Origin of the sequence: Roseovarius carneus (genome assembly GCF_020141465.1) — a bacterium.
GTDB lineage: Bacteria > Pseudomonadota > Alphaproteobacteria > Rhodobacterales > Rhodobacteraceae > Roseovarius > Roseovarius carneus.
Map to the genome: position 1 here is coordinate 1201117 of NZ_JAHSPD010000001.1, position 20788 is coordinate 1221904.

Annotated in this window: 18 protein-coding genes; 11 read left to right on the plus strand and 7 right to left on the minus strand. The window is 61.8% G+C overall.

Annotation, left to right across the window (positions count from 1 at the left end):
• Positions 1 to 15: 15 nt before the first annotated feature.
• The 3 genes from KUD11_RS05970 to KUD11_RS05980 form a co-directional block, all read right to left on the minus strand.
• Positions 16 to 1413 carry an aminotransferase family protein gene (locus KUD11_RS05970; protein WP_109385722.1) on the minus strand — a complete coding sequence of 466 codons (1398 nt, stop codon included), beginning with the start codon at positions 1411 to 1413 and terminating at the stop codon, positions 16 to 18.
• Positions 1414 to 1697: 284 nt separating this feature from the next.
• Positions 1698 to 3563: an ABC transporter ATP-binding protein gene (locus KUD11_RS05975; RefSeq protein WP_109385720.1), complete on the minus strand. Its 1866-nt coding sequence runs from the start codon at positions 3561 to 3563 to the stop codon at positions 1698 to 1700.
• Between the two features lie 54 nt (positions 3564 to 3617).
• Positions 3618 to 5387, minus strand: a complete 1770-nt coding sequence (locus tag KUD11_RS05980) for a serine protease (protein WP_224380158.1) — start codon at positions 5385 to 5387, stop codon at positions 3618 to 3620.
• 186 nt (positions 5388 to 5573) lie between these two features.
• Between KUD11_RS05980 and KUD11_RS05985 the strand changes: the two genes are divergently transcribed.
• The 7 genes from KUD11_RS05985 to folP all read left to right on the plus strand — a co-directional run bounded on the left by KUD11_RS05985 (position 5574) and on the right by folP (position 14814).
• A complete protein-coding gene (locus KUD11_RS05985) occupies positions 5574 to 6506 on the plus strand; it encodes a glycine--tRNA ligase subunit alpha (protein ID WP_109385718.1) in 933 nt (310 codons plus the stop codon).
• Positions 6506 to 7027, plus strand: coding sequence for a DUF6446 family protein (locus tag KUD11_RS05990; RefSeq protein WP_109385716.1), 522 nt, complete (start codon positions 6506 to 6508; stop codon positions 7025 to 7027). The genes KUD11_RS05985 and KUD11_RS05990 overlap by 1 nt, the downstream gene beginning before the upstream one ends.
• A 1-nt stretch (position 7028) precedes the next feature.
• Positions 7029 to 9359 carry a glycine--tRNA ligase subunit beta gene (glyS, locus tag KUD11_RS05995; protein ID WP_109385714.1) on the plus strand — a complete coding sequence of 777 codons (2331 nt, stop codon included), beginning with the start codon at positions 7029 to 7031 and terminating at the stop codon, positions 9357 to 9359.
• Between the two features lie 84 nt (positions 9360 to 9443).
• Positions 9444 to 11987 (plus strand): putative PEP-binding protein, encoded by a 2544-nt coding sequence (locus KUD11_RS06000; protein ID WP_109388165.1) that lies wholly within the window; start codon positions 9444 to 9446, stop codon positions 11985 to 11987.
• Between the two features lie 169 nt (positions 11988 to 12156).
• Entirely contained in the window at positions 12157 to 12780 is a 624-nt protein-coding gene (locus KUD11_RS06005) for a cell wall hydrolase (protein WP_397545202.1), read from the plus strand.
• Between the two features lie 93 nt (positions 12781 to 12873).
• Positions 12874 to 13797, plus strand: coding sequence for a dihydroneopterin aldolase (locus KUD11_RS06010; RefSeq protein ID WP_109385712.1), 924 nt, complete (start codon positions 12874 to 12876; stop codon positions 13795 to 13797).
• Positions 13798 to 14814 (plus strand): dihydropteroate synthase, encoded by a 1017-nt coding sequence (gene folP / locus KUD11_RS06015; RefSeq protein WP_109385711.1) that lies wholly within the window; start codon positions 13798 to 13800, stop codon positions 14812 to 14814.
• Here folP and KUD11_RS06020 read toward each other — a convergent pair.
• Entirely contained in the window at positions 14811 to 15737 is a 927-nt protein-coding gene (locus KUD11_RS06020; RefSeq protein ID WP_109388161.1) for a DMT family transporter, read from the minus strand. The two genes, folP and KUD11_RS06020, sit on opposite strands and share 4 nt — an antisense overlap.
• Positions 15738 to 15806: 69 nt before the next feature.
• Between KUD11_RS06020 and KUD11_RS06025 the strand changes: the two genes are divergently transcribed.
• The gene (locus tag KUD11_RS06025; protein ID WP_181375300.1) at positions 15807 to 15977 is read left to right on the plus strand and encodes a hypothetical protein; all 171 of its coding nucleotides are present in this window, start codon (positions 15807 to 15809) and stop codon (positions 15975 to 15977) included.
• Positions 15978 to 16021: 44 nt separating this feature from the next.
• Here the strand turns inward: KUD11_RS06025 and ilvC are convergent, their stop codons facing one another.
• Positions 16022 to 17044, minus strand: coding sequence for a ketol-acid reductoisomerase (gene ilvC, locus KUD11_RS06030; protein ID WP_109385709.1), 1023 nt, complete (start codon positions 17042 to 17044; stop codon positions 16022 to 16024).
• A 129-nt stretch (positions 17045 to 17173) separates the two neighbouring features.
• Between ilvC and KUD11_RS06035 the strand changes: the two genes are divergently transcribed.
• The 3 genes from KUD11_RS06035 (at position 17174) to KUD11_RS06045 (ending at position 19274) form a co-directional block, all read left to right on the plus strand.
• The gene (locus tag KUD11_RS06035; RefSeq protein WP_109385707.1) at positions 17174 to 17629 is read left to right on the plus strand and encodes an Lrp/AsnC family transcriptional regulator; all 456 of its coding nucleotides are present in this window, start codon (positions 17174 to 17176) and stop codon (positions 17627 to 17629) included.
• Entirely contained in the window at positions 17626 to 18084 is a 459-nt protein-coding gene (locus tag KUD11_RS06040; protein ID WP_109385705.1) for an Lrp/AsnC family transcriptional regulator, read from the plus strand. The genes KUD11_RS06035 and KUD11_RS06040 overlap by 4 nt, the downstream gene beginning before the upstream one ends.
• A 62-nt stretch (positions 18085 to 18146) precedes the next feature.
• Complete coding sequence (locus KUD11_RS06045; RefSeq protein ID WP_109385703.1) at positions 18147 to 19274, plus strand: aminotransferase class V-fold PLP-dependent enzyme; 1128 nt, start codon at positions 18147 to 18149, stop codon at positions 19272 to 19274.
• Positions 19275 to 19291: 17 nt separating this feature from the next.
• Here KUD11_RS06045 and KUD11_RS06050 read toward each other — a convergent pair whose 3' ends face one another.
• Together KUD11_RS06050 and KUD11_RS06055 are read right to left on the minus strand one after the other, a co-directional pair.
• Positions 19292 to 20488, minus strand: a complete 1197-nt coding sequence (locus KUD11_RS06050) for a UbiH/UbiF family hydroxylase (RefSeq protein WP_109385701.1) — start codon at positions 20486 to 20488, stop codon at positions 19292 to 19294.
• Between the two features lie 75 nt (positions 20489 to 20563).
• Entirely contained in the window at positions 20564 to 20779 is a 216-nt protein-coding gene (locus KUD11_RS06055; RefSeq protein ID WP_109385699.1) for a hypothetical protein, read from the minus strand.
• Between the last annotated feature and the right edge of the window lie 9 nt (positions 20780 to 20788).

Below are 20788 nucleotides of genomic sequence, written 5' to 3' on the forward strand. Positions count from 1 at the left end.
AAAATGCAAAACGCTTTAGCCGAACACTTTGGTCAATGAGATGTCCACGCCGGTCAAGATCTCGTCGATATCATCCTTAGTTGCGATCAGCGCGGGCGAGAAGCACAGCGTGTTGTTGAGGCCGGGCAGCGACCGGTTGGTCATACCGATCACGATGCCCTGTGCCATACAATCGGCCACCACGGCGGCGACCATTTTCTCAGGTGCGGGCTCTTTCGTGCTGCGGTCCGACACAAGCTCTGCCCCAAGGAAGAGGCCCTTACCGCGTGCATCGCCGATCACTTTGTGCTTGTCTTTGAGCGCGTTGAGTTGATCGAGCATGTAGTGACCCATCTCGATTGTGTTCTCCAACAGGCCCTCCTCCTCAATGATCGCCATATTCTCCAGCGCTGCTGCCGGACCGGCCGTGCAGCCCCCGAAGGTAGAGATATCGCGGAAATAGTTCATCGGGTCGGTTGCGTCGTCCTTGAACAGATCAAACACACGCTCGTTGGTCACACAGCACGCGATGGCGGCATAGCCCGAGGCCACGCCCTTGGCCATGGTCACGAAATCAGGCTCCACGCCGTAGTGCTGATAGCCGAACCACGTGCCGGTGCGGCCCACGCCGCAGACCACTTCGTCGATATGCAGCAAGATATCGTATTTGCGGCAAATCTCCTGCACGGCGGGCCAATAGCCTTCGGGCGGGGTGATCACGCCACCACCGGCAGTGACCGGCTCAAGGCAGAGCGCGCCGACGGTTTCGGGGCCTTCGGCGAGGATCACTTCCTCGATCGCTTTCGCCGCCGCAACGCCGTATTCCTCGCCCGAGAGGTCCCATTGGGCGCGGTATTCCATGCAGTGCGGCACGCGTACGAAGCCGGGCGCGAAGGGGCCGTATTGCGCGTTGCGCTCGTCCTGGCCGCCCGCGGACATGGTGGCGAGGGTGGAGCCGTGGTAATCGCGGTCACGGTAGAGGATCTTGTATTTCTTGCCGCCATAGAGCTTGTGCGAAATCTGGCGCACCATTTTGAAGGCTTTCTCATTCGCCTCTGAGCCGGAATTTGTGTAGTAGACCCGGCTCATGCCCGGCATTTTCGAGATCAGCTTTTCGGAGAACAGCGCGCCGGGGATCGACCCTGCGGAACCCGCGAAATAGGGCAGTTTGATCAGCTGATCACGGATAGCGTTGGCGATCCGCTCGCGCCCGTAGCCCACATTGACGGTCCAGACACCGCCCGAGACGGCATCAATATGCTCCTTGCCCTTTTGGTCCCAGACGCGCATCCCCTTGCCTTCAACAATGATGCGGGGGTCCAGTTTGGCGTCCTTGCCCTGATAGGGCTCGTGCTGGCTCAGATGGTGCCACACATGGGCGCGGTCGGCTTCCACGATCTTGTCGATATCATTATCCAGAAACTTGCCGTCCATGTCAGTGTCCTCCGTCAGGGGGTGGTGCGGCGCGGCGCGCCTGATGTGGGAATGCTGCTGTCATATAGAATTCAGATAGAACGCAAGAGATAGGTCCAGATGTTTCCATTGATTAGGTCCAGAGAGGTCTTGATGGCCACGTCAAAAGTAGGTGTGACCGTTAGAGCGTATCGCGTTTAACTGGTTTCAAGTATTCATCGGACCGGTCGAGGCAGCGTTTGCGAAGCATAACGCGTTCGCCCGATCCGGTGAATTCAATTGAACGCGACACGCTCTAGCATGCCTCAGTGGCGGGTGTAGCCGTGTTTTTGTGCCTTGTAGAGCTGTGCGTAGAGCCCGTCTTGCTCCAACAGCTCTGCATGTTTGCCGCTTTCGACCAGCGCACCTGATTCCAGCACGAAGATACAGTCGGCATCTGAGACGGATGACAAACGGTGTGCGACCACGATCGTGGTCTTGCCACGTATCAGCCGGTCCAGCGCTCTTTTGATGCGTTCCTCGGTCGCTTGGTCGAGGGCCGATGTGGCCTCATCCAGCAGCAAGATCGGCGCGTCACGCAAGAAAGCACGCGCGATGGCGATGCGCTGTTTCTGCCCGCCCGAAAGCTGCGCGCCTTTTGGCCCCACGGGCGTATCCCCGCGCGCGCGGATCAGATCTGCAATCTCAGCGGCTTCGGCCGCGGCCCAGACCTCGGCCTCGGTCGCCTGTGGGTTCACATAGCGGATGTTTTCCCAGATTGAATTGTTGAAGATCACGATGTCCTGCGCCACCATGGAATACGATTCTCGCAGCGATGTGAGCTTAAGATCTGCGACGGATTGCCCTCCGATGGTCACAGCGCCGGCCTTGACGTTATAGAGCCGCGACAGCAGCGACAGGATCGTGGTTTTGCCAGACCCGGTGGAGCCCACAATGGCAGAGACTTGACCCCCCTTGAAGGTCATCGACAGCCCATCAAAGAGCGGCTGATCCTCAGAATAGCTGAAAGTCACATCCTCAAGCGCGAGATCTGCGCCAGTGTCGAACTGATCGGTGGCGCCCGGCTTGTCAATGATGCTGGGGTGTTCGTCATAAAGTTCGCGTATGCGGTCGAGCATCACGAGATGCGCCTGAAGCGTAGTGAAGTAAAGTGCGAGCAGGCGGGCGGGGTCAAACACCATGACCATGCCCAGAAGGAAGGTGATGATGCCCGCGCCGTCCATGTCGAAATTAGGCGACAGAACCATATAGCCGCCGCCGCCGATCACGAGGACATAGACAAAGGCGGAGCTGAGATCGATCGAGGGCGCGACGAGCGCCTGTGTGACCTGCACCCGGTTGAAAAGGTCGCGGATGGCCCCTGTGCCCTTCATCAGGCGCGAGACTTCCATCCCTTCCTGGCTGGAGATCTTGACGGTGCGCATGCCGTTCACCGTCTCTTCAATGCCGTTCATGTAATTCGCAAGGGCAGTCTCCGCGAGCCCTTGGGCGTCGCGCACACGGTCGGAGACGAAATTCATCAGCCAGATGATGAAGGGCAGTACCACCAGGGCGGTGGAGAACAGAATGGGGTTCTTGTAGATTAGGTAGCCCGAGACGATCACCACGGTGACAAAGTCGCGCACGGCATTGGACGTGGATTGTCCGATAAAGACGCCGAGCGCCTGAGTCTGTCCCACAAGGCGCTGGATGATCGCGCCTGATTTGGTGCGTTCGAAATACGCAAGATCCAGGCTCATCATGTGATCAATGAGATCGCTGCGCATCTTGAAAACCACGTCATTGCTGACCCAGATCGTCACCCGTGGCACGATGTAGGACATCAGCGCGCGCACGGCGAAGAGGAAGAAGACCAATATGCAGATCATCATCAGGTCCTGCACGCCGCCGCTCTCGAAAATCACGCGCAGTCCGCTTTCGGTCAAGGCGAGGAACTGCTGATAGACCACCCCCTGCACCAGAATCATCAAAAGCACGACGATGAGCCACGGGGCCTTTTGTTTTATATATTGGGTCCAGAGCCAGCGGATGTTCGCGCGGTCGCGCGCGGTAAATAACTTGGAGCTTTTCTCCTTGGCAGATTCGGCGACGAGCGGCGTGGTCGACAATTCCACGGACTCTTGGCTATCTGCGCCCTTTTCGGGCTGCGATGTATCTGCTTGCTTGCTCATAGCCCGCTCTTAGCGCGCTTTACCAACTGGGTCAGCCCCCAAATTTGCGCGGGCCTACTCCCAGCAACTGACAAGCACGGTCATCCCATCGGCCCGGCCCTTAAGTTCGGCTGGGGGGATTTGGCCCGAGCCGGATGTGGCGGCGATTGTGATCCCGGCCTCGCGCAGAGCGGTGCTGACGCTGGCGGCATCGGCGACGAAGCTCACATCATCAGGCAGTTTGCGGCCATCCGTGCTGCGCGGCAGGAGCATCCCCAGAACTGCGCCGCCCGTATCAAAGACCGGCCCACCCACATCGCCGTCAAGGGCGGCAAGGGTCAGGCGTTTCACGTCCGGTTCGCCGTTCAGACCCTTCACATCGGCCAATTGCCCATAGGTGATGGAGGGCGCGCCTAGCACGCCGCCATAGGAATAGCCGGCCACGGCCACTTCGGTGTTGAGCCGTGCGATGTCTTCCTGAAACGCCGCGACCTGAAGCGGTGCGAGGCTCTGAGTGGGGCGCAGGATGGCGATCCCGAGGCCCTCAGCGATTGAGGCGACTTCGGCCTCATAGACCTCATCCAGCGTGATGCGCTCACAGGCCTGCACCACTTCGGTGGTGGTCACCACGGTGCCGCTGCGATCCACGTAAAAGCCCGAGCGCGAGAGCTTGGGTTTGCGAATTTCCAGCCCCGAGACCAGATCAATGCTTTGTTCCGCGTTGGAACCTGCGGCGGGGTCAAGCACGCCCTCGGTGCGTGTGAAGCTATCGAGCATCGCCGACAGGACACGGGTGCGGCGCTCTTCATCGCCTGCGGGCCATAGAAGGGTAAAGCCCTTGATCTGTCCGTTCTGGAGGCTCGCCTCGGTATGGGAAATCATCGTGGCGCTTTCGCCAACGAGGGTAAAAGTGTCGCGTCCCCGCTCGCGCGGGCCGTTGGGCGGCACGATTTCAAGGGTCTGCATGATGTCGTAGAGGCCAAAGAGCGTGTCCTCCGTCCCTTCCTGGCTGATCATCAGCACCTTGGCGGGGATATCACCGATGCTTTCGAAATGAGCGAAGGGCGGCTCGTAGCTCTGAAAGGTGACGACGCCGGTGGGGATCAGCATCTCGATACCCATCTGCGGATCAGAGACGGTGGCGAGGTCCATCCCCACCAGCACGGCATTGTATTGCCGGGCCAGCTCTGCGCGCTGCATCGTGGTGAGGATACCCGTGGCCTCGAAGTTGTTCTCTTCCTGCCAGCCGGACATCGCGCCGCGCGTGCCGGGGCCGAAGGCGGCATCAATGCTCCCGGTGTAAAAGCCCGCCCAGCGGAGCAGTTCTTGCAACTCTGCACGTTCCTCGCGGCTCAACTGCGCCTCGGCGGCGCGCGCCTCACGGGGGGTTTCATCGACAAATTCGGGCTCGGCTGGGGCGGCGGGCGCCACAGTCTCTGCGGGCTCAACAATAGCCACCTCGGGCGCAGTGATGGCCGCAATGGGAGCCTCTTCCTCGCGGGGCAGTGTGTCTTGGCCCACAGGCCAGATCTGGCGCTGATATTCGCTGCTGCGGGCGATGTAGCTGTCGCGCGGGATGCGCCCTTCGGCGCGCAAGGCGCGCAGGATACGGAGCGCCTCGCTTTCGGGGTAGGGGCCGAGGGCCACGCCATACCACCCACCGCCGAGAAAGAACCCGTTCACATCATTCAGCTCGGAACTGCGGCGACGCAACGCCTCGTTGATGGCGGTCAGGTTGGGTTGGGCCTCGATCTGAACCCAGACGCGGGGTTCTTGTGTGTCTTGGGCCGTTGCGGCGTCTGTCCCCATCAAAGCGACAAACAACACCGCCAGCCCCATTTTCATCAAATGATGCACAATCCCAACCCTTACTTCGCAAATTTGTTTTTCTTTCCGGGTGTTTTAGCAAATCTGAGCCTATGTGCACTTAAAATATGCGCGAGCGCCCGATTGACCCCCCATGCGCCGCGCCGTAGGTAGAAACGGCGAAATCAGGGGCCATATCCCCATCGAGATGAGCATGGGGGCAAGATGAGCGATCAAGCAGGCAAACCGCGCAGTTTTCAGGAGATTATCCTGCGGCTTCAGGCCTATTGGGCCGAGCATGGCTGCGCCGTGATGCAGCCCTACGATATGGAGGTGGGTGCCGGCACGTTTCACCCCGCGACCACCCTGCGCAGCCTTGGCAACCGGCCATGGTCGGCCGCTTACGTGCAGCCGTCGCGCCGCCCGACCGATGGGCGCTATGGCGACAGCCCGAACCGTTGGCAGCATTACTACCAGTTCCAAGTGATCATCAAACCAAGTCCGCCAGATTTACAAGCGCTCTATCTTGGCTCGCTTGAGGCCATCGGGATCGACGCGGGCCTGCACGACATCCGCTTTGTCGAGGATGATTGGGAAAGCCCTACCCTTGGCGCATGGGGCCTTGGCTGGGAAGTGTGGTGCGACGGGATGGAAGTGTCGCAATTCACGTATTTTCAGCAGGTGGGCGGGCATGATTGTGCGCCCGTGTCGGGCGAGCTGACCTATGGGTTGGAGCGTTTGGCGATGTATGTTCTGGGCTTTGACGATGGCAATGCAATGCCGTTCAACGCGCCCGATGCGCCCATCCCGCTGACTTATGGCGATGTGTTCCGCGAGGCGGAGGCGCAATATGCGCGGTGGAATTTCGACGTGGCCGATACGGACATCTTGCTCCAGCATTTTATTGATGCCGAGGCGGAGTGCGCCCGCATCCTTGAGCAGCCCGCCGATGACCCCAAGACAGGCCGCCGCATCCTGATGGCGCAGCCCGCCTATGATCAATGCATCAAGGCCAGCCACATCTTCAACCTGCTCGATGCGCGCGGCGTGATCTCCGTTACCGAGCGACAGGCCTATATTGGCCGGGTGCGGACCCTCGCCAAGGCCTGCGCGGATGCCTTCGTGCAGACCAAAGCTGGCGGTTGGGAGGCGGCATAATGGGAAAGTTTCTCGTTGTTCTCTTGCTTGTCTGCTGCGCCGTGGCGGGCGTGTCGATGTATTACCTTCAGGTCTATGCCTTCTACGAGGAGGTGCCTGAAACCGGCGACGATGTGCGTTTGACTGCGATTGTCTCAGGCACCCCGGAGGGGCTGCCTTATGACCGGTTCGAGGCCATCGATTCAGAAAGCTCCCCCATCCGCTACCGCGCTTGCTTTACAACCGAGATCGGGTTTGAGCAGCTCAGCGAGACCTACGTGATCATGGACAATCCGGTGCCGCGCGTGGCGCCGAAATGGTTCGAGTGTTTTAACGCCGAAGAGGTGGGCGGCGCGCTCGAAAACGGTGCGGCGCTGGCCTTCATGGGCGAGGAAAACGTGCAATACGGCATCGACCGGATCGTGGCCATTCACGAGGATGGACGCGGCTGGGTCTGGCACGAAATTAACGCCTGTGGCGAGGTTGTCTTTGACGGCGGCTTCGCGCCCGAGGGCTGCCCCCCACCGCCGCAAGGAAATTGATATGCCCGACCTTCTGATCGAACTTTTCTCTGAGGAAATTCCCGCCCGGATGCAGGCCCGCGCCGCCGAAGATCTGCGCGCGCGGATGACCGACGGGCTGGTCGAGGCCGGGCTGACCTATGCGGGGGCTGCGGCCTTCGCCACGCCCCGGCGTCTGACGCTGACGGTGCAAGGCCTTCTGGCCGAGAGCCCCACTCTGCGCGAAGAGCGCAAAGGCCCGCGCGCCGACGCGCCTGAGAAGGCCATTGAGGGGTTCTTGCGCGGCGCGGGCGTGTCGCGCGATGATCTTGAGCTGCGCGATGAGAAAAAGGGGCAGGTCTATTACGCCACGATCACCAGGCCCGGACGCCCCGCAGAGGCCATCGTGGCCGAGGTTCTCGACAGCACGATCCGCAATTTCCCCTGGCCCAAATCCATGCGCTGGGGCAGTGGCAGCCTGCGATGGGTGCGGCCCTTGCACCGGATCCTGTGCATCCTGACCGACGATGCGGGCGAGACGATGGTCGTGCCGCTCGATGTGGACGGGATCACGGCGAGCAACGTGACCGAGGGGCACCGTTTCATGGCACCCGGCGCGCTGAAAGTCTCGTCCTTTGATCAATACGCGTCCACCCTCAAAGGGCATTTTGTGATGCTCGACCCTGCGGAGCGGGCCGAGGCGATCTGGCAGGATGCCACCAATCAGGCCTTCGCGGCGGGGATGGAGGTGGTCGAGGACCGCGCCCTTCTGACCGAGGTGGCCGGGCTGGTGGAATGGCCCGTGGTCTTGATGGGCGCGATTGATGCGCAGTTTCTCGACCTGCCGCCGGAGGTGTTGCAAACCTCCATGAAGGAGCATCAGAAGTTCTTCTCCGTGCGCAACCCCAAGACGGGCCGCATCGAGCGCTTCATCACCGTGGCCAACCGCGAGACGGCAGATGGTGGTGCAACGATCCTTGCGGGCAATAGCCGCGTGTTGTCCGCGCGCCTCGCCGATGGGGCGTTCTTTTGGCAAAACGACCTGCGCGAGGCGAAGGCGGGCGGGGCCGCATGGCTGAAAGCACTGGAGGCCGTGACGTTTCACAACAAGCTCGGGTCTCAGGCCGAGCGGGTGGCGCGGATCGCGGCGCTGGCCGGTGAGATTGCGCCCGCCGTTGGCGCGGATGCGGATCTGGCCGCGCAGGCGGCGCGCTGGGCCAAGGCCGATTTGCCGTCCGAGATGGTCTACGAATTCCCCGAATTGCAGGGCCTCATGGGCCGCTACTATGCCGAGGCCGCCGGGATGCCTGCGGAGGTCGGGGCGGCGGCGCAGGAGCATTACTCGCCCTTGGGCCCCTCCGACGACGTGCCCACCGCGCCGGTGTCGGTCGCCGTGGCGCTGGCCGACAAGCTGGACCTGTTGACCGGGTTCTGGGCGATTGATGAGAAGCCTACAGGGTCGAAGGACCCGTTTGCTTTGCGGCGGGCGGCGCTGGGGGTTATTCGGTTGGTGGTCGAGAATGGGGTGAGGGTTTGCTTGGTTAAGGCCATTTCCGATGCGGTGGTCGAAGTTTACTGCACGCCGATCTTTTTCCATTATCTCTATTACTGCGAAAGCGGAGAGCCGGGTTGGAAGAGCCCTTGGGTTTACGATTCAGATGATGAGACCGCTTCGGAAGACAACCCTCCAAGAGAAATTTTGCAGGACGCCGCAGCCTACCGAGATGCGGTTCGCCACGGTCAGTTGGCCTACATGGTAGATGTTGATTTTAGCAAGATTGATTTGGATGGCACCGAAGCTGAAGATCAGCCAGAAATTCAGAAAATTGACCCTTGTCGGGATATCTCTAATAACCTCCTCACCTTCTTCCACGACCGCCTCAAGGTCTATCTCAAGGACCAAGGCGTCCGCCACGACATCATCGACGCCTGCACCGCGATGCCGGGCAATGATGATCTGGCCTTGCTGGTGAAACGTGCCACCGCGCTCAGCGATTTTCTGAAGACCGAGGATGGCGAGAACCTGCTTCAAGGCTTCAAACGGGCCAACAACATTCTGTCTCAGGCCGAGGAGAAGGACGGGGTCGAGTATTCCTACGGTGCGGACGTGAAATTTGCCGAGACCGATGAGGAACGCGCGCTTTTCAAAGCGCTCGACGAAGGCGAGCCCAAGATCAAGGCCACCCTCGTGGAGGAAGATTTCGCCGCCGCCATGACCGCTATGGCCGCCCTGCGCGCGCCGATTGATGCGTTTTTCAACGCGGTGCAGGTCAATACCGACAGTCAGATCGTGCGCCGCAACCGTCTGAACCTCCTGAGCCGCATCCGCACCATTTGTCTTGAGGCCGCTGATCTGACCCGCATTGAGGGCTGAGTGCGGCCGAAAGGTGTAAATCACACCTTACACTTGCCTTGTCAGCTACCCTGCGTATTGTGCACCAAAGCAAAAGGTGCCGCAGTGCAGCAAATTGACCAACAGATCACTTTGATCACCCCCGACGCGTCGATCAAGGCGCAGACCCACGGGGGGCGTGCGAAGTGCCTTCAGCGCCTTGTGCGGCTGGACCTGCCCGTGCCGCGCACGGTCGCGCTGTCCTTTGGGGCGGTGCATGGAATCGCGGCGGGCGACATGCCGGATATGGCTGCCCTTCTGGCTGAGCTTGATGGCGCGCATCTCTTTTGTGTGCGGCCCTCGTCAGAGGACCCCGATTGGGGTGGGCCGCGTGCGGTCCTGAATATCGGGATGAATGATCATGTGCGCGCGGCATTGGGCGCGCGGATCGGCGAAGAGGCGGCAGCGCAGCTTTATCTGCGCTTCGTGCAATCCTATGCGGTCCATGTGGCGCGGCTGGACCCCGATATGCTGGATGATGTGTCTGACGACCCAGAGCGGGGTCTGGCCGAGGCGCTGGCCGCTTTTGCCGAGGAAACCGAAGAGCCCTTCCCCCAGGATCCGGCGGTGCAATTGGCCGAGGTGCTGCGCTCCATGGCGCGGGCATGGGAAGGCACCACCGCACGGCTCTTGCGGCAGGCCAAGGGCGCGCCTGCAGATGCGGGCTTGGGCCTCGTGGTGCAGGAAATGGCGATCGGTCTGGGCAAGGGCGAATGTGGCTCGGGCGTGATGCAACTGGTCAACAGCCAGAACGGCGCGCGCCAGATCACCGGGCGCTATCTCAGCCAGAGCCAGGGGCGCGATGCGCTGACCTCCGGGTCCGGCGCCCTCTATCTGGAACGAGACGCGCGTGGGGCCTCTCTGGAAGAGCTCGCGCCAGAGGCGTTTGCCCAGCTCAAGGCGCATCTGGCGCTGATGCGCACGCAGCTGCGCGAGGAAATGCAGGCGGAATTCACGCTGGAAAACGGTCAACTCCACATCCTTGATGGGGTGCGGGTCACGCGCACGGCACGCGCGGCGGTGAGCATTGCCGTGGCGCTTGCCGAAGAGGGGATCATCCCGCGCGAGGAGGCCCTTTTGCGGATCGAGCCACGCGCGCTCAATGAATTGCTTCACCGCCGGGTCGATCCGGATGCGCCCCGTGATATTCTCGCGCGCGGGATGGCGGCGAGCCCTGGTGCTGCCACGGGTAAGATCGTGTTCAACTCCGAGGCCGCACAAGCGGCGGACGCGCGCGGCGAGGCTTGCATCCTCGTGCGGCGCGAAACGGGGTCCGAGGATATTCGCGGGATGCACGCGGCGGTTGCTGTTCTGACCGAGCGTGGCGGCATGACCAGCCATGCGGCGGTGATCGGTCGCGGGATCGGCCTGCCCTGTGTGGTAGGGGCCTCGTCAATGCGGTTTCAGATGAGCAAACGGCAGCTGACCGCGCCCGATGGGCGTGTCCTCAAGGAGGGTGACGAGATCACCGTCGACGGGACCAATGGCACCGTTCTGATGGGGCAGGCGGCCCTTCTGGACGCCGGGCATGACGAAAGCTTTCTCGTGCTGATGGATTGGGCGGATGAGATGCGCGATATTAATGTCCGCGCCAATGCCGACACGCCCACCGATGCGATGGTCGCGCGCAATTTCAAGGCCCAAGGGATCGGCCTGTGCCGCACCGAGCATATGTTCTTCGAGGAGGGGCGCCTCACGGTGATGCGCGAGATGATCTTCGCCAGCACGCCCAAAGACCGGGCCGCGGCGCTTGAGCGGCTCTTGCCCATGCAGCGCGCCGATTTCGCCGATCTCTTCCGTATCATGCAGGGGCAGCCTGTGTGCATCCGCCTGCTTGACCCGCCATTGCACGAGTTTCTGCCGACCGACCGCGCGGGGCACCGGGAGCTTGCCGAGGCGCTTGACCTTCCGCTCAGCGTGGTCACGCGCCGCGTCGAGGCGCTGGGCGAGTATAACCCGATGCTGGGGATGCGCGGTGTGCGCCTCGGGATCACGGTCCCTGAAATTTACGACATGCAGACCCGCGCGATCTTTTTGGCCACGCTCGATGTGCTCGATGATGGCACGTCGATCATTCCCGAGATCATGATCCCGCTCGTGTCCGCCCGCCGCGAGGTGGAGCTGGTGAAAGCCCGCATTGACGCCGTGGCCTCTGCCGTGCGCACCGAGACGGGCCGCAAGTTCAACTACCGCCTTGGCGTGATGGTCGAGACACCCCGCGCCGCCCTGCGCGCCGCCGAGATCGCGCCGCTGGTCTCCTTCCTCAGCTTTGGCACCAATGACCTCACCCAGATGACCTATGGTCTGAGCCGGGATGATGCAGGGCGGTTCATGTCGGAATATGTCCAACAGGGCGTCTATCCCGAAGATCCGTTCCACACGCTTGATATCGATGGGGTGGGTGAGCTTTTGACCATCGGGGCCGAGCGCGGGCGCGCGGCGGGGGGCGGGGATCTGACCCTGTCGATCTGTGGTGAACATGGCGGAAACCCCGAATCGATTGCCTTCTGCCGAGCGGCAGGATTCGACTATGTGTCGTGTTCGCCCTTCCGTGTTCCTGTGGCGCGACTAGCTGCCGCACAATTGGCGATCCGGGACAAGATCGGCTAATTCAAGCCATCCCTCCTACAGGATGAAGTGTCCGTTCAGTGCGTGCTTGGCCTGTTTCCGCCTGCAAGGCTGCGCAAAACGGGGCCTAGACTCGACCATTCACTTAAAATTGGCTAGACGCCCGGGATGTTGAGGCAGGGATTGCCCTGCGCAGACAAAGGACGATGTGATGTTTGGACGGTTGACGATTGCGATTTTGGCGGGGCTTGTTGTCCTTGGCGGTGGGTCCGCCATGGCCGAGACGCCGATGAAAAAGCTACTTGGCGAGGAAAAACGCGCCTTGGGCGCGATGAACGCGGGTCAGGTGGCGAGCTACCTCAACGAGCCGGTGCGCAAGATTGGCTATTCGCGCGACTGGATTGATGCGCAGCAAACGGCCAAGGGCGGCCCCGAGTGGCGCTGCCTTGCCGAGGCGCTCTATTTCGAGGCGCGCGGTGAGAGTGTGAAGGGCCAGTTTGCCGTGGCTGAGGTTATTTTGAATCGGGTCGATCATGCGGATTTCCCGGATAGCGTTTGTAGCGTGATCAATCAGGGCACGGGCCGCAAATATGGCTGCCAGTTCACCTATACCTGTGACGGACATGCCGAAGTCATCTCCGAGCCACGCGCGTTCGAGCGTGTGGGCAAGGTGGCCCAGCTTATGGTGCGCGGCGCGGATCGCCCGCTGACGCAAGGTGCCACGCATTACCACACGCGGGCGGTCAACCCGCGCTGGTCGCGCACCTATCCGCGCGTGGCGTCAATCGGCTTTCACCATTTCTACAAACGTCCGACCCGCGTTTCGTCTAACTGACATTCAGAGGTTTGTACCGCGCGCGTGGCCATGCTAAGCCCGCGCCGAACGGGGCTTTGAGACGCCCCCGACCGGCAAGGCGGAGACGCGCGCATGAGCAAAGAAATCAGACTGGCCTTTGAGCATCCCGACGCTCGGGCCAATGCAACCGCCCCCGACGGCCCGCTTGATCGGATCTCGGTCCGTGATCACACCGTCGAGGTGGAGATCGGCGCGTTTCAGGCCGAGCGTGGCACCACCCAGCGCATTTGCTTCAACGTGGTTGTCGAAGTGCGGCCGCTGACGGGCGTGCATGATGATGTGGACCGTATCTTGTCTTATGACAAGGTGACCGAGGCCATCACGGGCGAATTGTCCGAGGAGCGTCTGAACCTGCTGGAGACATTGGCCGAGCGTGTGGCCGAGCGTATTTTGCTGGAGCCGCAGGCGGTCAGGACCTTCGTGCGGATCGAAAAGCTTGATCGTGGTCCGGGGGCCTTGGGTGTCGAGATTGTCCGCTCGGTCGAGGATCTGGCCACCAAGGATGTCTCATCGCATGTCGGTGCCGCGCCGCATCCGCATGTGGTTTTTCTGACCAATGCGGCACTGCGCTCGCCCAACCTGCCGCGTTGGCTGGATCAGCTTGAGCGACGGGCGGAGCCGGTGATCCTCTGCGTGGGTCGCGCCGATGAGGCCGCCCCGCAGACCGGGCACCGCATGACCCAGCGCCGTGTGGACCTTCTGGCGATTGAGCAAAACGCATGGGTTCTGGCCGGGCGCGATGATCGCTGTGTGGTGGTCGCCAGCCGGACCGAGCTGGACTGGGCCATGAAAAACGGCCAGATCAGCGTCTGGGCCCCGTCAAAGATCGTGCTGGACGCGGTGGATGGTCCCGGAGCTGTGGACGCCCCCGTGGCGCTCGCTGCATGGTTCTCGGGCCATATCGAGGCGTCGGACCTTCTGGTGATCGGCGAGATGCCTCCCGAGTCGTCGCCTGTGCCGGTTCTGGTGCAGGACATCGCGCAATCCGGTCTCTGAGTGGCGTATTTCCGTCCTCTGGCGCAGTTTGGTCCGGTGCGCCCCAAGGCCGCTGTGTCACTGGCCGGGGGTTGGGCCTGGTTTGACCACGCAGAGGTTCTGAGCCGCACGGGCGCGCCCGAGATTGTCCCAGCCTCGGACATCCCCGCCGATGTGTTGGCGCGTCTGACCGCCCCCCGCGCCGGTATCGCGGGGCTTGAGTTCGATGCGCCGCGCATCATGGGTATCCTCAACACCACACCTGATAGCTTTTCCGATGGTGGGCAGTTCGATGTGCCCGCCGTGGCGCTGGCCCATGCGCAGACGATGGCGGCCAATGGCGCGGATATAATTGACGTGGGCGGCGAATCGACCCGTCCGGGCGCGGATCTCATTGCGATTGACGAAGAGATCCGCCGCACCGCGCCGGTGATTGCGGCGATGCGCGCAGGGATCAAAGGCCTCAGCACACCCATCTCCATTGATACGCGCAAGGCCCCTGTGGCCCAAGCGGCGATTGCAGCAGGCGCCAATCTGGTCAATGACGTGTCGGGCTTCACCTTTGATACAGCCCTCGGGCCCTTTTGCGCCGAAGCGGGTCTGCCGGTGTGCGTGATGCATGCGCAGGGTGATCCGCAGACCATGCAGAAGAACCCGCATTACGATGATGTGCTTCTGGATGTGTATGATTTTTTGGCCGCGCGGGTGGAGGTGCTCGTCTCACTCGGCATCGCGCGGGACCGGATCGTCGTTGATCCCGGTATCGGCTTTGGCAAGACGCAGGCGCATAATCTCACCCTTCTGGCGGGCCTCAGCCTTTTTCACGGGATTGGCTGTCCGGTGCTTCTGGGCGCATCGCGCAAGCGGTTCATCGGCGATATCAGCGGCGCGGCCCAAGGCCCCGCACGGCTTCCCGGATCGCTCGCCGTGGCACTGGCGGGGGCGGCACAGGGCGCGCAGATCCTGCGCGTGCATGATGTGGGCGAGACGCGGGGGGCGCTTGCACTTTGGCACGCGGCGACGATGGGCCGTGTTTAAGTCCGGCGGCGCGCCTGAAAGAGACGTTTGAGCGCACCAAGCTGGCTCAACGCCACCCCAAAGAGGATCAGACCAAGGGCCGCGATGGCACCGGATGGCAGATCTTCCGACAGGACAAGAACCCCGAGGATCACCGACCAGATCGGCACCTGATAGTTCACAAGGCTCATGAAAACTGGCCCCGCGCTGCGGATGATGTTGACCAGCATGAGCTGTGCGATGCCGGTAGGCAAAATGCCGAGATAGAGAAGCGCCAGAAGGCTGCGGGTGCTCAGATCGCTCGGCAATGGCTCCAGCATCAGCGCGATGGGCGTGATGATCAACGCCCCCACGCCAAGGGCCGCCGCCGAAAGCGAGAGCATATCGACCGCCGGGCAAAGCCGCGTGACGATCGAGCCCATCGCATAACAGGCCGCCGCCGCCACAAAGCCCAGCCGCGCGGTTGTCTCGAAATCCGTCCCCGTCTGAGCCAGCGCATCCGGGCCGATCAGCATGATCACCCCGCAGGTTCCGATGAGAAACCCGATAAGGCGGCGCAGGTGCATCTGCCCGCCGGGCACGAAGAAATGCGCCAGCGGCAGCACCAAAAGCGGGACAATCGACATGCACACCCCGGCAAATCCCGAGGCCACATGTTGCTGCCCCCAGCCAAGCAAAAAGAACGGCAGCGCGTTGGACAAGACCCCCATCGCCAGCACGCAGAGCCAGATTATCCCGGCCCCCTCCCCCCGCATGGGCGGCAGGCCTGTGCCGCGCACATATGCGATGCCCAAAAGCAAAAGCGCGCCCATGCACAGGCGACACGCCACGAGCATAAAGGGGCCGACCCCTTCAAGTGCGATGGTGACGAACATGAAAGACGCGCCCCAGATCAGACCAAGGCTGACCAGAAAGAGCCAATTGAGTGCTGTGGGGGGCGTCATTGCGCCGCGTACCGGGAACCGCCGCCGCACGGGTGCGTTGAGGGGGCAATCAAGGAAAGGAGTTCTGTCATGGAAATGCCCCTACTCTTCATTCTGGCCGGTGTCACCTTCTTGTTGGTGATCGGTTTTGCGATCTGGAGCAAACGTGCCACCGAAAAGCGGATGGAGACCGGCGATGCGCCGAAATCCACGCTGGCGCCCGATAAAGACAGCCGCGGCAAACCCGCGGATGTGAAATAGAAATTAGGCCCGGCCGCAGGGATGCAGCCGGGCCTTTTTGTCGCTTAGTTCTTGGCTTTGTCGACCATCTTGCCTGCGGAAATCCACGGCATCATGGCACGGAGCTTCTCGCCCGTCTCTTCGATCTGGTGCGCGTCGTTGATGCGGCGCGTGGCCTTGAACGAGGGCTGACCCACGGCATTTTCCAGCATGAAGTCCCGGACGAATTTGCCGTTCTGGATGTCGGTGAGAACCGCCTTCATCTTCGCCTTGGTCTCCTCATAAGGCAGGATGCGCGGGCCGGAGACATACTCACCATACTCGGCTGTGTTCGAGATGGAGTAGTTCATGTTGGCGATGCCGCCCTCATAGATCAGATCCACGATCAGCTTCACCTCGTGCAAGCACTCGAAATACGCCATCTCCGGCGCATAACCCGCTTCGACAAGCGTCTCAAAGCCCATGCGGATCAGCTCAACAAGGCCGCCGCAAAGCACGGCCTGCTCGCCGAAGAGGTCTGTTTCACACTCTTCGCGGAAGTTGGTCTCGATGATACCCGAGCGCCCGCCGCCGATGGCCGAGCAATAGCTGAGGCCGATTTCCAGAGCCTTGCCCGAGGCATCTTTGTCGACCGCCACAAGGCAGGGCACGCCGCCGCCCTTTTGGTATTCGCCGCGCACGGTGTGGCCGGGGCCTTTGGGGGCCATCATGATGACATCGACGCCTTCTTTCGGCTCAATCAGACCGAAATGGACGTTCAAGCCGTGGGCAAATGCGATAGCCGCACCTGCGCGGATATTGTCGTGGACATATTTCTTATAGGTCTCAGCCTGAAGTTCATCGGGCATGGTGAACATGATCAGATCAGCCCAAGCGGCGGCCTCGGCGATGCCCATGACCTTGAGGCCTTCGCCTTCGGCCTTTTTGGCGCTGGCTGAGCCATCGCGCAGAGCGACGACGAGGTTTTTGGCGCCCGAATCGCGCAGGTTGAGCGCGTGGGCGTGGCCTTGGGAGCCGTAGCCGAGAATAGCCACTTTCATGTCTTTGATCAGGTTGATGTCGCAATCACGGTCATAATAAACGCGCATGGTTTTCCCTCCGGGGTTTGTGTATGAGTGTAATTTAGCCAGATAGAGCCAATTTTGGGCGCAATATCGAGTGTATATGTCGATATATTTGAGTATTTATAACTAAGAAGAAGATATGGCGGTGAAATCATGCTTGATGATGTGGATCGGCGGCTTTTGCGGCTCTACCAATATAACGCGTCCTTGGGGCCTGCGGAATTGGCTGAGCGGGTGGGAGTCACGCCAGCGACCTGCGCGCGGCGGCTTGAACGGATGGCATCGGCGGGGATCATGCGCGGCAACCGCGCGGTCATTGATTGGCGCAAGCTGGGCTATGCCGTGGAGGTCAGCCTGCGCGTGACGCTGGACAAGGCGCAGCCGCGCGCCTTTGAGGAGTTCGCCGAAGCGGCGCGCAAGATACCGGAGGTTTTGGAGATCCAGAGCTTCTTGGGACGGGTGGACACGCGGCTGTCGGTAATTGCGCGCGACATGGCGCATTATCAGCAGATTTACCGTGAGAGCATCCTTGGCTTGCCGCATATCGCCGATATCGAGGCGCTGATGCATGTGGCGCGGATCAAATCGGATGAGGCACTGCCGCTATGATCGAGCTTGATTCCGTGGACCGGCGGATTTTGCGGGCCTTGTCCGAGGATGCCACGCAAAGTGCGAGCGCTTTGGGGCGCACGCTTGGCCTGTCGCAGCCCGCAACGTGGCGGCGTATCAAGCGGCTGCGTGAGACGGGCGTTATTGCAGGGCAACGTCTGGATCTGGACCGTGAGCGGCTGGGATTTGGTGTCGCCGTGTTTTTGGGGGTCAAGCTTGCCACCAAGGGGCGTGTTAGCCTTGAGGATTTTGAGCGCGCGGTGACGGCAATCCCGGAGGTGCAGACGGTGGAGCATATCCTTGGGCTTTATGATTACCGCCTGCGGGTGGTGGCGCGGGATATCTCGGATTTTGAGCGGGTGCTCAGGCGGCGGATCATGACTCTGCCGGGGGTGGGGGATGTGGAGGCCAATGTTTTGCTGAGTGAGGAACGGCGACCAGGCCCGATTGGCTGATATGCTTTGCCAAAGGGGCGCGGGGGCGCTAGCTCTGGCGGTGAAACGCGAGGAGAAACAATATGAACGCGCTACTTGATACAGTCGATCCCGATGGGCTTTTGGAATATTCCGTGGTGTTTACCGACCGGTCGCTGAACCATATGTCGGCGAGCTTCCAACAGGTGATGAATGACATCTCAGGCATGCTGAAAGAGGTTTATAACGCCGATGCGGTGGCGTTGATCCCCGGTGGCGGCTCTTATGGGATGGAGGCGGTCGCTCGGCAATTTGGCACCGAGGCGAATGTCTTGATCGTGCGCAACGGCTGGTTTTCCTTCCGCTGGAGCCAGATTTTTGACGCGGGCGGGTTTGCTGCGGACACGACCGTGTGCATGGCGCGCCAGACCGGCAACGGGGTGACCGCACCCTTTGCGCCCATGCCGATTGAGGAGGTGACGTCCAAAATCCGTGAGGCCAGGCCTGACGTGGTCTTTGCGCCGCATGTGGAAACCTCGGCGGGGGTGATCTTGCCTGATGACTATATCAAGGGGTTGGCCGATGCCGCGCATGAGGTGGACGCGCTTTTGGTGCTGGATTGCATCGCGTCGGGCTGTGCCTGGGTCGATATGAAGGCGACGGGCGTGGATGTGCTGATCTCCGCCCCGCAAAAAGGCTGGTCTGCGTCGCCCTCTTGCGGGCTTGTGATGATGTCCGCGCGCGCGGTAGAGCGGTTGGAGAGCACCACATCCAACAGCTTCGCCATTGATCTCAAGAAGTGGCATTCCATCATGCAGACCTACGAGAATGGCGGCCATGCCTATCATGCGACGATGCCCACGGATGCGCTGCGCGTGTTTCGGGATGTGATGCTGGAGACCAAGGAATACGGGTTTGACCGGCTCTGTGAAGCGCAATGGGCGTTGGGCAATGGCGTGCGGGCGATGCTGGCCGAGAAGGGTGTTCAGTCAGTCGCCGCTGATGGCTTTGGCGCGCCGGGGGTTGTGGTGAGCTATACCGACGATCCTGACGTGCAGAATGGCAAGAAATTTGCCGCCGAAGGCATGCAGATCGCGGCGGGTGTGCCACTGCAATGCAATGAGCCTGAAGGGTTCCGGACATTCCGGCTGGGGCTTTTCGGGCTTGATAAGCTCTATGATGTGGATGCTGCGCTTGGGCGATTGAAAGCGATTTTGGATAAGGTGCTTTAGGGCACGAGGAACGTGGCTCAGCCCCGCGCGCCGAGGCCCATTTGCATCAGGGTCTTGCGCACGGGCGGCAGCGCGTAGAGCGCGTTGAGCCCCATTGCGCGTGCATCGCGCAGGGGCTGCGCGTGCATCATCGAGGCCCGGTTCAGCAGGTCGATCCCGGCCACGCGCGCGCGCACCTCTGTGTGACGCGCACGGTGATATTTCTGCAGCATATCGCGACTGCCCAGATCATCGGGGGCGGCCAGGGCCAGATCGCGAAGCGCGCGCATGTCGCCAAGGCTCATGTTCAGGCCCTGCGCGCCGATGGGGGGCACCACATGTGCGGCTTCCGCCACCAGAGCCACGCGCTCGGACCAGAGCCGCTCGGCCATTTGGCTGATGATGGGCCAGACCGTGCGGCGTGACGCCAGCGTGAGCGGGCCGAAGAGGTGGCAACTGCGGGCGCTCATCTCGGCCTCGAACGCGTCGGTGTCCAGCGCTGCGAGGCGGGTGGCCTCGGGGCCGCGCTCCATCCACACCACACCAGAGGACGGCATGCCCTCGTGATCGGGGAGCGGGACCAGCGTGAACGGCCCGCCGCTCCGGTGGATTTCGGTGGAGACGTTGGCGTGTGGGATCGGGTGCGTCACGGCAAAGGCCAGCGCCTTTTGGCCATAGCGCGTGGTCGTCGCATCAATCCCGGCGGCAATGCGGATGGGGGAGGCGCGTCCATCGGCGGCGATGACCAAACGTGCGCGCACGCGGGTGCCGTCGCTGAGGCCAACGCGAGCCTCCGCCGTGCGGGTCAGCAGCGACGCGGTGCCGGTGCCGGGACAAAACTCCACATTTGGCAGCGTGTCGAGATGCGCCACCATCTCGCGCCGCAAGAGCCAGTTGGGCAGGTTCCACCCAAAGGGCAGATTCGACAGCTCTGCAGATTTGAATTCCTTGGTGATGCGTGGCTCGGGCTCAGCGCCGCCTGCATCGACGATGCGCATCACCTCCAGAGGAGTGGCGTGATCCTTGAGCCGGTCCCAGAGACCGACCTCCTCCAACAGCTTTTGCGCCGGTTGCAGGAAGGCGGTTGTGCGCAGATCGGCGCCTTCGGTGTCGCGCGCGGTGATGGGCGGTGCAGGATCGACGCAGAGCACCGAAAAACCGGCGGTGCCGAACACGGATGCCGCAGTCAGCCCGGCCACGCCGCCGCCCGAAATGAGGATATCTACATCTGTCATCGCGCCCTCCGTCTCATCTGCCTCATCTGCGCGCGTAGACTACCCGCGCACGCCTCGTTAGGCCAGTCTCGGGTGTCAGCCCCAAGTGATGAGGATCAGGCAGGTCCAGATCACCGGAACCATGGCCAGTGCGGGGATGTAGAGGCCCGGAATGCCGAATGTGAACACGCTGAGGCCCCATGCGGCGATGAACATCAGCACCGTGAAGAGGATCATCAGATCGCGTGTTGTTGTGCTCACCGCAGGGCGGCTGCGGGAGGCGGGTACATGAGTGGTGTCAGCAAGGGACATTCTGGATTT